At 69.5% G+C, this 13,798-nt stretch carries 7 protein-coding genes and 1 pseudogene; 4 read left to right on the top strand and 4 right to left on the bottom strand.

All coding sequences use genetic code 11. The annotated features are described in order from the left end of the window. Positions 1 to 210: hypothetical protein (locus tag E2E34_RS35190; protein WP_208765101.1), on the top strand; the 210-nt coding region annotated here is incomplete at its 5' end. 377 nt (positions 211 to 587) lie between these two features. On the opposite strand, the gene E2E34_RS00385 is transcribed toward E2E34_RS35190, so the two are convergent. The 4 genes from E2E34_RS00385 to E2E34_RS00370 form a co-directional block, all read right to left on the bottom strand. After that, on the bottom strand, positions 588 to 836 hold the full coding sequence (locus E2E34_RS00385) for a hypothetical protein (protein WP_244315446.1): 249 nt from the start codon (positions 834 to 836) through the stop codon (positions 588 to 590). A 32-nt stretch (positions 837 to 868) separates the two neighbouring features. Next, on the bottom strand, positions 869 to 2,167 hold the full coding sequence (gene nhaA, locus E2E34_RS00380) for a Na+/H+ antiporter NhaA (RefSeq protein WP_138899867.1): 1,299 nt from the start codon (positions 2,165 to 2,167) through the stop codon (positions 869 to 871). A 253-nt stretch (positions 2,168 to 2,420) separates the two neighbouring features. Continuing rightward, positions 2,421 to 3,959 (bottom strand): alanine/glycine:cation symporter family protein, encoded by a 1,539-nt coding sequence (locus E2E34_RS00375; protein WP_138899866.1) that lies wholly within the window; start codon positions 3,957 to 3,959, stop codon positions 2,421 to 2,423. A gap of 862 nt (positions 3,960 to 4,821) precedes the next feature. Next, positions 4,822 to 5,883 (bottom strand): PucR family transcriptional regulator, encoded by a 1,062-nt coding sequence (locus tag E2E34_RS00370; protein ID WP_138899865.1) that lies wholly within the window; start codon positions 5,881 to 5,883, stop codon positions 4,822 to 4,824. 238 nt (positions 5,884 to 6,121) lie between these two features. Between E2E34_RS00370 and E2E34_RS00365 the strand changes: the two genes are divergently transcribed. The 3 genes and pseudogenes from E2E34_RS00365 to E2E34_RS00355 all read left to right on the top strand — a co-directional run bounded on the left by E2E34_RS00365 (position 6,122) and on the right by E2E34_RS00355 (position 13,764). Next, a complete protein-coding gene (locus E2E34_RS00365; protein ID WP_138899864.1) occupies positions 6,122 to 6,727 on the top strand; it encodes a hypothetical protein in 606 nt (201 codons plus the stop codon). A 49-nt stretch (positions 6,728 to 6,776) separates the two neighbouring features. After that, a pseudogene (locus tag E2E34_RS00360) lies at positions 6,777 to 8,827 on the top strand (flotillin family protein). A gap of 83 nt (positions 8,828 to 8,910) precedes the next feature. After that, positions 8,911 to 13,764 carry a DNA repair ATPase gene (locus E2E34_RS00355; RefSeq protein ID WP_138899863.1) on the top strand — a complete coding sequence of 1,618 codons (4,854 nt, stop codon included), beginning with the start codon at positions 8,911 to 8,913 and terminating at the stop codon, positions 13,762 to 13,764. The last annotated feature ends 34 nt before the right edge of the window (positions 13,765 to 13,798 follow it).

Below are 13,798 nucleotides of genomic sequence, written 5' to 3'. Positions count from 1 at the left end.
GGCTTGCGGGTCAGGCGGGGGCCGGGGGTCGGTCCAATCGCCGTCGAAGAGAGCGGCCAGGAGGCGCTCGTGCCCGGTGTCGAGCTGACCACTGCGGTGCTTGGTACGGCCTTGGCGAACCAGGCGCCGATCTTGACGGTTCGCCTCTCCACGGTGAGCGTCTCGCGGGCGGGTGTGGGCGCGGTGTTCCTGGTGCAGCAAGAGGTCTAGAAGCTGGAGGTCTCCTCGACGCTTCGGCGGCTTCGGGCTGTGGCCACCGGGTTGACCTGAGAGGACAGACCGGGCGTGGTGAGCGAGCGGGCCGGGGTGCGTACCCAGCACCTGCCCGGAGGTCTGTCGCGAGGTGGATCAGCTGATTTGGTGGCGTTTACCGTACTCACCTCTGCCATGCTCCACCGAGTCATGGCCACGCCGGTCATTGACCGCCTGGACCGCAGACGCAGCCGCACCCCGGGCCGGGACAGGATCTAATGGAGTTTAGAGGTAACAACAGGCCCCGGCGCCTATGTCCATCTCGTGCTCCGACATGGCGCTGGCGCCCGTTGCCGCCGTACTCATCGCTTGCGGCATGACGGCCCGTACAGCGGTCACTTCCTGGGCGGGCGGCGGTCGGCGATGTAGGCGACGAGTACTCCGGCGAGCATTGCCCACGCCACTGCCGCATAGCGCATCGACTGCCATCCCATGGCACCGAGGAGGACCGCTGCTGTCAGGCCTGCTGTGAGGGCGGAGGCGTTGGTGGCGAAGGCCCATTCCCGACGCGCGCTGCCCGGTTTCCGTAGTTCCGCCACGGCGGTCTTGATGATCAGGGCGGCGACGATGATCGCTACTGTCATTACGGACGGGTCCATGACGTGTGCCCTGTTCGTCAGTGCTCGCCGGTACCGGTGCGCTGGTAGATGTCGGGGATGCCGTCGTGGTCGTCGTCCCGGCTCTCTTCCTCGCACAGGCGGCGGTAGATCCCGTTGCGGCGCTTGATCAGCAGGGCGGCCAGGCCCGCCGCGATCAGTGATCCGATGAGTACTGCGGCTTTGATGTGCTCGGCTGCCGTCGGGTCAGGGAAGGCGAGCTCGCCGATCAGCAGGGCGACGGTGAATCCGATCCCGGCCAGCACCGCGAGCGCGAAGACGTCGGCCCAGGCCAGGTCCGGGTTCAGCTGGGCTCGGGTGTAGCGGGCAGCCAGGTAGGTGCCGGCGAAGATGCCCAGGGTCTTGCCGACGACCAGTCCCAGCACCACTCCGAGCGGCTCGGGCTGGGTGAAGACCTCTCCGAGCGACGCCGCGGAAACACCGACGCCCGCGGCGAAGAGGGCGAACAGCGGTACGGCGACTCCCGCCGACACCGGGTGCAGCAGGTGGGAGGTCCGCTCGGCGGGTGTGGAGGTCTCGCCCTTGTCGCGGGTGGTGCGCAGGATCAGGCCCATGGCGACGCCGGCGACGGTGGCGTGGACGCCGCCGTTGTACATCAGGGCCCAGGTGGCGATCCCGAGCGGGAAGTACCACCACCAGCCCCGGACGCGGTAGCGCTGGAGAAGGTAGAAGGCGACCAGGCCGGCCAGGGATCCGCCGAGGGCCAGGAAGTTCAGATCGCTGGTGAAGAAGATCGCGATGATAAGGATCGCGCCCAGGTCGTCGACGACGGCGAGGGTGAGCAGGAAGGCGCGGAGCGCGGAGGGCAGGTGGGTGCTGAGGACGGCCAGGACGGCCAGAGCGAAGGCGATGTCGGTGGCCATGGGCACTGCCCAGCCTTCGAGGCTGCCTCCCCCGGCCATGACCGTGACGGCGTACAGGGCGGCCGGCACCGCCATGCCGCACAGGGCGGCGACGACCGGCAGAGCAGCCGTGGCCGGGGTCCGCAGCTCGCCGACCACGAACTCGCGTTTCAGCTCGATGCCCGCGACCAGGAAGAAGATGGTGAGCAGCCCGTCGGCGGTCCAGTGCTGCACCGAGAGATCGAGGCCGAGGGCCGGTATGCCGAAGTGGAAGTCGCGTATCTGCTCGTAGACGTCGCTCCACGGGGTGTTCGCCCACACCAGCGCCACGACGGCGGCGCCCAGGAGCACCAGCCCGCCGACGGTTTCCGTCCTCAGCGCCTGCGTTACGGCGTTGCGCTCGGGCAGCGGCAGCAGTCCGAGGAAAGGGGAACGTTCGCGCGGGGCAGCGGCCATCAGGGAATCCTCCGGGGGCGTCGACAAAAGGGCATGCAGCCCCTAACGCCGACCAGACTTCCCGGCACACCGCGCGCCCGCTGCAGCCGCCCTTGGGACGGGCTGCTTGACGCGTTCTTTACACCCTAACCGCCTTCACGTGATCGCACCAGACACGGTTTCACCTGCATGAACACACAACGAGCGGGTCCGTACACACCAAGGCGCGAGGAGGTGTGTACGGACCCGCTCAGGAGCCGGTGCCGCGTTGCGGTCAGACGGTGGTCTTCACCGACTCCTGGTCTCCGTCGGCCTCGTTCGTCTCGCCGGCGTTGCGGGCGCGGACGAACTCCAGGAAGGAGTGCAGTTCGCGCTTGACGACGGGGGCGAGCAGGTACAGGCCGATGATGTTGATGACGGCGAGCATGAACAGTACGGCGTCGGCCATGTCGATCAGGGTCTGCAGCGTCAGGAGCGATCCGGCGATCGCGAACAGCGTGTAGACGACCTTGTAGGTCAGCTCGCTGGCCGTGCTGCGGCCGAACAGGTGCGTCCATGCCTTGAGACCGTAGTAGCCCCAGGTCAGCACGGTGGAGATGGCGAACAGCATCACCGCGATGGTGAGGATGTACGGGAACCAGGGCATGACCGTGCCGAAGGCGTCCGACGTGATGGTGACGCCGCCGACGGCGTCGGGGTTCTTGCGGGCCTCGGCCCAGCTGGCCGGGTTGGCGATGACGATGGTCAGCGCGGTCATCGTGCAGATGACGACGGTGTCGATGAACGGCTCCAGCAGGGCGACCAGGCCCTCGCTGGCGGGGTGCTTGGTCTTGACCGCGGAGTGGGCGATCGGCGCGGAGCCGAGACCGGCCTCGTTGGAGAAGGCGGCCCGCTTGAAGCCGACGATCAGCGCGCCGAGGACACCACCGGCGACGCCCTGGGGGTTGAAAGCGCCCTCGATGATCGTGGCGATCGCGGCCGGGACGGCGGTGACGTGGACCAGGATGACGACCAGGCACGCCGCGATGTAGATGCCGGCCATGGCGGGCACGAGCTTGCTGGTGACGTTGGCGATCGAGCGGATGCCGCCGAGGAGCACGATGCCGACGAGCGCGGCGATGAGGATGCCGAAGAACAGGGCTCCGGCGGAGGAGCCCATCAGGCCGTCCTCGCCGCCGGTGACGGAAACCAGCTGCGCGTACGACTGGTTGACCTGGAAGAGGTTGCCGCCGAAGAGGCCGAAGAACAGGATCATGAAGGAGGCCAGGACACCGAGGACCTTGCCGAGGGTCTTGCCCTTCTTGCCGAAGCGGTCGGCCAGCCCCTTGGGCAGGTAGTGCATCGGGCCGCCGGAGACGGTGCCGTCCGCGTGCACCTCGCGGTACTTCACACCGAGGGTGACCTCGACGAACTTGGTGGCCATGCCGAGCAGGCCGCACAGGATCATCCAGAAGGTGGCGCCGGCGCCACCGATGGAGACGGCCACAGCGACACCGGCGATGTTGCCCAGGCCCACGGTGCCGGAGACGGCTGCGGTCAGCGCCTGGAAGTGGTTGACCTCACCGGCCGAACCCTTCTCGTCGTACTTGCCGCGCACCACGTCGATGGCGAGGCGGAACTTGCGGACCTGCACGAAGCCGAACCACCCGGTGAAGACGAGACCGGCGACGACGAGCCAGGCGACGATGAGGGGCACCTCCGTCCCGCCGACGGGCACAGAGTAGAAGACGACTTCCCCGAGCCACGTGGCTATGGGCTCGAAGAAGCCGCTGACGGCTTCGTCGACGGACTTGGTTATGGAGTCCAGTGACACTTTGGCTACCTCGATGGCGCGTGGCCGGCGCGCGGGAGGCTGCGCCGGTTGATGTGCGGGCTTTGAGCGAACGCCGTTGTCCGATCGGCGACCCGGGCGCGGGTCCGCGGACTCGGACCGTGATCACCCTGGTCGTGCTGCCGGTGCGTGCCGACGGCTCCGTAGGGCGGCTGGGGTGCTGCCGCCTGCGGAGTTGCGTAGTTCTACCACGCCTTTACGTAGGCTTTAGTGACTCAAGTCACATCACGGTGAGTCATTTGACGAAGCCCCAGGAGGCGAGACCAGACCGTTATGCGGAGCCCTAGGTCCGTTCATCGGACACTTAAGTCTTGACGGGCGGACGCGCGGCCCGTTTTAGCCCACTCTGCGCACCAGCTGGGCACTCTATGCGGCCCATGCGTGCACCTGCCCAGGTGCTTGCCAGTCACTTTATGTGACGGCGCATTCACCCGCCATTCGCCCGTGAAGTCCCGCGACGCTGCTGGGAGCGGGAAGTACAGGCCCGTCCGTGTGCGGGGCCGGCGGTCGGCCCACCGTACTGTCCGGGGCGGTGACCATCGCGGCGGCCGGAGTCGAGGACGACGCGGGACGGCACGGTGGGCGGTGGCGACCACGCAGATCGCGGTGGTGACCATGACGGCGGCCTCCCTGCGGGCATCCGCGTCGGCGTCCCGGCGGCGACGCGCTGCCAGCCGGAGGTGGCGGACGACACCGTCACCACCACCTCGACCGGGGATGCTGGCCTCGGATCCAGCCGGCACGCGCCGAGGACTTCGCCGCCACGTCCCGCCTGGAGCAGAACAGCCTCTCTGCCCGCGCAGGTCACTCGCGTCAGTGCCGCCCCTTCCTCTTCTGCCGGTCTTCAGAGCTTCTGGTCCGGCCAGTCCATTAGACGGGCACCCACTACCGCCGTTTGCAGGGTGTACCGATCGACGGGGTCGCCGGGGTCGGCGCCCGTCAGCTGGTGGATCCGGTCCAGCCGGTACGTCATCGCCCTGGGACTCAGGGAAAGGCGCCGGGCGGCCTCGGCGGCCACACACCCCGTCTGAAAGTACGCGTTGAGGGTGTCGATGAGCGGCCGCGCTCCGCCACGTGCTTGCTGGAGCGGGCCGAGCACGCTGCGTACGAGGTCGGCCATCGCCTGGCGGTCGCGGGTGAGGACCGGGTAGACCAAGAGGTCCGCGGCGTGCAGGACCGGGTCGTTCAGATGCATGCGCGCGGCCAGGTCGAGGGCGTTGAGGGCCTCCTCGTAGGAGTGGACGACTCCGCCGACACCTGGGTGGGGGCGGCCGATGGCCACGCGGCCGCCGTTGGTGGCTGCGTACGCCTGCTTGGCGAAGAAGCTGAGGACTTCGGCTTCAGTACCTGGCGCGATGCAGATCAGTCGGCCGTTCTTCGTGGTGAGCAGTATGCGGCGGTGCCCGAAGCGGGCCGTGAGGGATGCCTCGATGCCGCGGGTGACGGCGTAGCCGTCTTCGTACGGCTCGGGTCCCTGGGCCACGGCGACCGCGTGGGAGTGGGACAGCAACAGCCCGAACCGCTCGGCTCGTTCCGCCAGGTAGCCCACATCGCTGCGCCCGTGAAGCAGGTCGTCGATGAACTCCCGCCGGACGGCTTCCTGCTGGCGGATCGCGAGTCTCTGGGCCCGCTCATGTCCCTCGGCGAAGGCGTCCACGGCCTGCTCCACTGCCGTGAGGAGGTGATCGGCGCTCGCGCCGCGCAGGCTCGCACGTACGTCCTGGGCGGCGGACAGGTGGGCACGCACCAGTGGGCGCAGCCCGAGGCCGGCCTCGGCCGCGCGCTCCCCCTGTGCTCGCAGAGCCGCCAGCTCGTCCCGGGTCAGCCGTCTGCCGGTGGCACAGGCACTGGCCAAGGTCTGGGCGTACCCCTTCAGGTATGCATCGGCTGCGTCCCGCTTCCCCATGACCACTCCCCGTTCCCCAACACGCCGTTGCAGCTGTTGCGGCGCGTGGACGTCAAGGGTGGCACGCGTGCGCCGAGGGCATTCCACCGGCATCAAGGGGCCGTAAAGATTGCCGGTGCTCGGCAATGCGCAATCGCGGCATGTCCTGTCAGCATGAGGCTGTCGAAGCCGGGTGCATGAGGTTGATGCCGGAGCCCGGAAAGCAGCACGCCGCAGCACGGATCAAGGAGGAAGAGCGATGGACGAGTTCCTGCATGCCACGGCGACGTTCCCCACCGTGCTGTTCTCCGCGGCCCTCGTGGTCGTCGTCGGATTCTGGCTGCTGGTCCTGCTCGGCGCCGCCGGCCACGACAGCTTCGACGCGGACGTGGACACCGACGCCCTCGACCTCGGTGGAGTCCCCCTGTCGGTGTCGGCCTCGCTGCTGATCGCCCAGTGCTGGTTCTGTAACGTCACCGGGTCGATTCTTCTCGCCCGTACGGGCTGGTCCGAGGCCCTGCTCCATCTGCTCGCGGCCGTGCTGCTGTTCGCCTCGGCACTCGGCTCCTGGCATCTGACGCGAGCGCTCGTGCGCCCGCTCGCCGCGCTCTTTCCCGACGAATCCGGGCCGTCCCGGCAGGACTTCGTCGGCCTGACCTGCACCATCCGCACGCGGCGGGTGGACGCGGACTTCGGCCAGGCCGAGGTCGCCGCCCGGGACGGTTCCACCGCCGTCGTACAGGTCCGCCAGAACGACGCCAGCCCCTTGGCGCTCGGCAGCACCGGACTGCTGTACGCGTACGACGACGCCGGTGAGTTCTTCTGGGTCGCGCCCTTCGACGCGGCGCTCGACCCCCGCGGCTGACCGCCGCCCCTTCTCACTTCTGCTCCCATCTCTGATTCGGGGATTGTTCATGGATGCCATCACCTGGGGCATCGGCGTGCTCGCGGCCGTTGTCCTGCTCATCGCCGTCACCATGCTGTTCGTCATCAGCCGGCTGTTCCGCAAGGTGGAGCAGGGCAAGGCGCTGATCGTGTCGAAGATGCGCAAGGTCGACGTCACGTTCACCGGGCAGGTCGTCCTGCCGGTGCTGCACAAGGCCGAGGTCATGGACATCTCGGTGAAGACCATCGAGATCGGCCGCACCGGGCGTGACGGGCTGATCTGCCGCGACAACATCCGCGCCGACATCCGCATCTCGTTCTTCGTACGCGTCAACAAGACCGTCGAGGACGTCATCAAGGTCGCCCAGGCCATCGGCACGGCCCGCGCCAGTGACAAGGCCACGCTGCAGGAGCTGTTCAACGCGAAGTTCTCCGAAGCCCTGAAGACGGTGGGCAAGCAGCTCGACTTCACGGACCTCTACACCAAGCGCGAAGAACTGCGGGACCGGATCATCGAGGTCATCGGCACCGATCTGAACGGCTACAGCCTGGAGGACGCAGCGATCGACTACCTGGAACAGACGCCGCTCTCGCAGCTGGACTCGAACAACATTCTTGACGCCCAAGGCATCCGGAAAATCACCGAACTGACAGCCGTCGAGCATGTGCGCACCAACGAGTTCCGCCAGCACGAGGAGAAGGAACTCACCCGGCAGAACGTCGACGCCCGCGAGGCAATCCTGGAACTGGAGCGCCGCCGGGCGGACGCCGAGATCAAGCAGAAGCGGGAGATCGAGACCGTGCGGGCCCGGGAGGAGGCGGAGACCGCCCGCGTGGTGGAGGAGGAGCGGCTGCGTGCACAGAGCGCCTTCCTCAAGACCGAGGAACAGCTCGGCATCCAGCGCGAGAACCAGGCGCGCGAGGTCGCCGTCGCACAGAAGAACCGCGAGCGGGTCATCGCCATCGAGAACGAGCGCATCGAGAAGGACCGCCTGCTCGAAGTGATCGCCCGGGACCGGGAGACGGAGCTGAACCGGATCTCGGCCGAGAAGGAGGTCGAGGCGGAGCGCCGTGAGATCGCCGAGGTCATCCGGGAGCGGGTCGCGGTGGACCGTACGGTCGCCGAGCAGGAGGAGTCCATCAAGAAGCTCCGCGCGGTCGAGGAGGCCGAACGCCACCGCCAGACCGTGGTCATCGCCGCCGAGGCCGAGGCGCAGGAGCGGCTGGTCAAGGACATCAAGGCGGCCGAGGCCGCCGAGCAGGCGGCCATCCACCGGGCGGCCGAGGAGCTGACGCTGGCGGAGGCCCGCAACAAGGCGACCGACATGGACGCCCGGGCCAAGGTGCGTCTCGCCGAGGGCATCCAGGCCGAAGCCGCGGCCGAGGGCCTGGCGGCTGTCCAGGTACGGGAGAAGGAGGCGGACGCCATCGAGAAGGCGGGGCGCGCCGAGGCCGGGGCGACCGAGGCCCGGCTGCGTGCCGAGGCGGTCGGCACGCGCGAGAAGGCGCTGGCCGAGGCCACTGCCATCGGCGAGAAGCTCAAGGCCGAGGCCGCCGGTCTCACCGAGAAGGCCGCCGCGATGGCCGCGCTGGACGAGGCGTCCCGTACGCACGAGGAGTTCCGGCTGCGGCTGGAGGCGGAAAAGGACATCCGGCTCGCGGGGCTCGACGTGCAGCGCCAGGTCGCCGAGGCACAGGCCACGGTGCTCGCCACCGGCCTGGAGAACGCCGAGATCAACATCGTCGGAGGCGAGTCCGCCTTCTTCGACCGGATCATCGGCGCCATGTCGCTCGGCAAGAGCGTCGACGGCTTCGTGCAGCACTCCCAGACCGCCCAGGCGCTCGCCGGGCCGTGGCTGGACGGCTCCGCGTCCTTCACCGAGGACCTGACAAAAGTACTGGGCTCGGTGTCCACCGCCTGACCGTGTCCGCCCTGCTGATGAAGCTGATGCCGGCCGGCTCCGGGCAACTGGACGAACTGATCGGCAAGGCGCGGCAACTGGGGTTGGCCGACATGCCCGTGGCCGAACTTGCCGGGCTGAAGGACCCCGCCGGGCTGAACGGCACAGTCAAGGGCTGAGCGCCTGGTTCAACAACTTCCGGGTCTGCCGCGCGGGGGGCGGCAGACCCGGATTCCATACACCGACACGAGGGAGCTGGACAGTGACTGGGACCGGGACGGGAAGCGGCCTGGACGCCGGCACGTACGCGGTGCTGCGCGACCGCCTCGGTGACCGGGCCAGCGAGCTGGCCCGACGAGCCGGCGCGCTCAACGACACCCGCATCGCGGCCTTCGGTTCCACCGAGCTGGCACTCGCCGGTGCCGAGCACATCCGCACGGAGCGGAATGTCGTCGCCCGCGACATCATCGCCGTCGGCGACGCGCTGCTCGTCGGCTATGAGGCTCCTGCCGCCGACGTCCTGGCCCTCTACGACCGAGACCTGAACCCTCTTCCCGACGAGGCGGTGCCCGGCCTGCTCGACGACCCCGACTTCGTACGCGAATTCGACGCACTGCACCGGTACTTCCAGGGAGCGCGCCTCCTCCAGCTCCGCCATGTCGACGGCAAGCTGCTGGCCGTGTTCCGGACCGGCGAGCAGGCCGACGACATCCGCGTCCTGCGCTGGTCGCTCTCCCCGTCCGGTGAGGTGCGGTTCCTGGACGCCCGGGGGGAGCGCGACCACGTCTTCCCCCCGTCGCACGACTTCCCCTGGTCCGAGACCAGCCGGGACGATCACGTCCTTGGGCGCCCGCACATCTCCATCGCCGACGGCGCCCTCTTCGTTGCGACGGTCGGCGGCTCCCTCACCGTGAAGACCGAGGACGACACGGAGACCGGCGAGGGCGTACACAGCGAGCCCGTCGACGAACCCCTGCAGTCACTCGCCGACGCCGAAGTGGCGTACGCGGTCGTCGGAGCCCTGATACTGCTGCGCGTCCGGCCCTACAAGGAGGAGACCCGGCGCTACCTGGTCTTCAACACACTCACGAAGTCCGTGGTCCGGCTGGACGGCATCGGACAGTCCTGCCGCCGGCTGCCCGACGACCAGGGCATCGTCTTCCCCGGCGGCTACTGCCTCGCCACGGGGACGGTGAAAACCTTCGGCACCGCCGACACCTCCGGCCTGGAGTTCGAGCGCGCTGTCCGCTCACCCAACGGCGAGGACGTGCTCTTCACCTTCCACCACCGCGCCGAAGGCCGCACCCTCCTGCTCCCGTACAACCTGATCCGCAAGGAGGTCGCGGCCCCGCTGTCCTGCCACGGCTACGCCCTCTTCGACGACGGCGGTCTCACCGTGCTGCGCGCCGAATCCGGCGAGCCCGCACGCGTGCACCCGGTCCAGGTGTGGCGGACACCGTACGTCTCCGACACCTACCCGGCACCCGTGGCCGACGGGCCCCTCGCACGCATCGGCAACGCCGACCTCGTCCGCGGGATCTCCGACTGCCTCGCCGTCGCCGGGCAGGCCGCCGAGACCACCGCCACCAGTGAGCTGTACGAGTCTCTGGTCGCCGCCTGCACACGAGCCGCCGACCGGTTCCACTGGCTGGGCGACGAAGACACCGGGGATCTGCGCACCCCGCTGGAAGAGGTGCGGGCCACGGCCGAGCAGGTGCTGGCGGAGTTCGCGTCCGTACAGTTCCTCACCCGGCAGGCGTCCGCGGCACTCACCGATTCGTCGGAAAGCCTTCAGCGCCTGGTCAGGCGGATCAGCGGCGAGGCTCCGGCCACCGCCGAGGAGTGGATCGAGCGCATCTCCGAGCTGCGCCGGGCCCAGGGCCGCCTGGTGACTCTGCAGGAGATGCGTCACGCGGACGCCGAAGCCATCGAGGCGCTCGCCGAGGACGCCGAGGCCCACATCGTCTCCACCGCGCAGCGGGCGGTGGCCTTCCTCCAGCGCGACGATGCCTTCGCCGCCCAGCATGCGGAGGTGGAAAGCCTGTGCGCCGACGCGGAGGCCATCGCCACGGTCGCCGAGGCCGCTCCGGTCACCGAGCGCCTGGACGAGCAGGTCTTCGGCCTCCAGACCCTCACCGAGGTGGTCGCCGGACTGGACATCGGTGACGCCACCGTACGCACCACCATCCTGGAGCGGATCGCCGAGGTGCTGGGCGGCCTGAACCGCGCCCGCGCCATACTTGCGGCCAGGCGCCGGGAACTCCTCGACGGGGAGGGCCGGGCGGCGTTCGCGGCGGAGTTCGCCCTGCTCGGTCAGTCGGTCACCGGCGCACTGGCCACAGTGGACACCCCGGCAGCCTGCGACGCGCAGCTCGCACGGCTGCTGCTCCAACTGGACACCCTGGAGTCGCGCTTCGCCGACCACGACGGCTTCCTCGCCGAGATCGCGGACAAGCGCGCCGAGGTCCACGACGCCTTCTCCGGCCGCAGGCAGACACTGCAGGACGCGCGCGCACTACGCGGGGAGCGCCTCGCCGGGTCGGCCGGCCGCGTCCTGGAGACGATCGGCCGCCGGGCGGCTGCCCTGGACAGCCTCGACGCGGTCAACACGTACTTCGCCTCCGATCCCATGGCGGCGAAGGTCCGCCGCACCGTCGAGGAGTTGCGCGGACTCGGGGACCAGGTGCGGGCGGAGGAGCTGGAGGGCAGGCTGAAGGCCGCCCGCCAGGAAGCAGGCCGCGCGCTGCAAGACCGTACCGAACTGTACACGGACGGCGGCGACACCATCCGCCTGGGCACGCACCGGTTCGCCGTCAACACGCAGCCCCCCGAACTCACGCTCGTACCGCACGCGGACGGCGGCATGGCCTTCGCGCTCACCGGTACGGGCTACCGGCGCCCGGTCACCGACACCGACTCGGAGTTCGCGGACACGCGCGCCTACTGGGACCAGCTCCTGCCGTCCGAGAACGCGGACGTCTACCGGGCGGAGTACCTGGCAGCGCGGCTGCTGGCCGAGCACGGCCCCGAGGACCTGGCCGCAGCGGACCTGGTGGGTCTGGTCCGGCAGGCCGCCGAGGCGTCGTACGACGAGGGATACGAGCGAGGCGTCCACGACCACGACACGGCGGCCATCCTCTCCGTACTGCTGCGGCTGTACGACCAGGCCGGGCTCCTGCGCTACCCGGCGGCGGACCGCGCCGCCGCCCAGCTGTTCTGGGCCCACGGGACGACGCCGGAGACGCGCCAGGCATGGACGCGCGAGGCAGCGTCCCTGGTGCGGGCGCGGGAGACGTTCGGGACGGCCCCGGCACTGGAGTCGCTGCGTGCGGACCTCGCTCAAGCAGGAGCACTCTCCGCCCTCGCCTCCGAGTATCTCGTCGAGGAACTGGCGACCGGCGAGTCCTTCGCGACGAGTCCTCAGGCCCGCACGCTGCTCGACAAGTTCCGCCGGGCCGTCGGCTCGTCGCCGTACGCCGACGACGTGCGCGACCGGCTCGCCGACGGGAACCCGGGCGCCGCGCGGCGGCTGGTGGAGGGCTGGCTCGTCTCGTACGCCGCTTCCTGCGGCGAGGACGTCGACCCCGGCGACCTCGCCGAAGCCGTGGCCATCGAGGTCTGCACGGACCTCGCGCGCCACGATGTGGCAGGCTCCCTGACCGCCAGGGCGGAGGGCTTGCTGGGTACGCACCGCAGGATCGACCGGCACCGCGCCCTGGCCCTGCGTCTCGACGAATTCCTGGCCAGGACCGGCGACTTCACCCAGCGGGTGGTGCCCGGCTTCCGCGCCTACCAGCAGCGCAGAACCGCCCTGGTGGCTGCCGAAAAGGCCCGGCTGCGGCTGGACGAGTACCGGCCACGCGTCATGTCCTCCTTCGTACGCAACCGCCTCGTCGACGAGGTGTACCTGCCCCTCATCGGCGACAGCCTCGCCAAGCAGCTCGGCGCCGCCGGTGACGGCAAGCGGACCGACACCAGCGGGATGCTGTTGCTCCTCTCGCCGCCCGGCTACGGCAAGACGACCCTCATGGAGTACGTCGCCGACCGCCTCGGGATGCTCCTGGTGAAGGTCGACGGACCGGCCCTCGGCCATGACGTCACCTCGCTCGACCCTGCGGAGGCACCGAACGCCACCGCCCGCAAGGAGATGGAGAAGGTCGACTTCGCGCTGGCGGCAGGCAACAACGTTCTGCTGTACCTGGACGACATCCAGCACACCTCACCGGAGCTGCTTCAGAAGTTCATCCCGCTGTGCGACGCCACCCGTACTTTGAACGGCCACGATCTGCGAGGCAAGCGCTTCGCGGTCTGCATGGCGGGCAACCCCTACACCGAGTCGGGCCGGCGCTTCCGTATTCCGGACATGCTTGCCAACCGCGCCGACGTCTGGAATCTCGGCGACGTCCTGACCGGCAAGGAGGACGTCTTCGCGCTCAGCTTCGTCGAGAACGCCCTCACCTCGCACCCAGTCCTCGCTCCACTCGCCGGGCGTGAGCGTGCCGACCTGGGCCTGCTGGTACGTCTCACCGCAGGGGACCCGAGCGCTCGCCGCGACCGGCTCACCCACCCGTACCCGCCGGCCGAGCTCGACCGCATCCTCGCGGTACTGCGCCACCTGCTCACCGCCCGCGAGACGGTCCTGGCCGTGAACGAGGCGTACATGGCTTCCGCTGCCCAGTCCGACGCTACCCGGACCGAACCGCCCTTCCAACTCCAGGGTTCGTACCGCAACATGAGCAAGATCGCGGCCCGCATCTCCCCTGTCATGAATGACGACGAGCTGGCCGCCGTGATCGACGACCACTACACGGGCGAAGCTCAAACCCTCACCACCGGAGCCGAGTTCAACCTGCTCAAGCTCGCGGCCCTGCGCGGCAGGCTCACCCAGGATCAGGCGGCTCGCTGGACCGACATCACGGCGGTGCACGCCCGCGTGCAAGCACTCGGCAGTACAGAAGATGACGCCTTCGGGCGGGCGGTGGCCGCGCTCGGTCTGCTCGCCGACCGGGTCGCCGCCGTCGAAACGGCCATCACGCGCGCTGCGGACCCCCGCCACCTGCTGAGCCGCCCGCCGGGCCGACACGCGGCCCGGCGGGGAAGCGGCCCGGACCAATGACCTGTCGGGCGCGCAGCAGCTGAGTGCCTACGGC

It is taken from the genome of Streptomyces albidochromogenes (assembly GCF_005981925.1).
GTDB lineage: Bacteria > Actinomycetota > Actinomycetes > Streptomycetales > Streptomycetaceae > Streptomyces > Streptomyces albidochromogenes.
The sequence above is the reverse complement of the archived record's forward strand: the minus strand, read 5'-3'. Positions and strand labels throughout refer to the sequence as shown.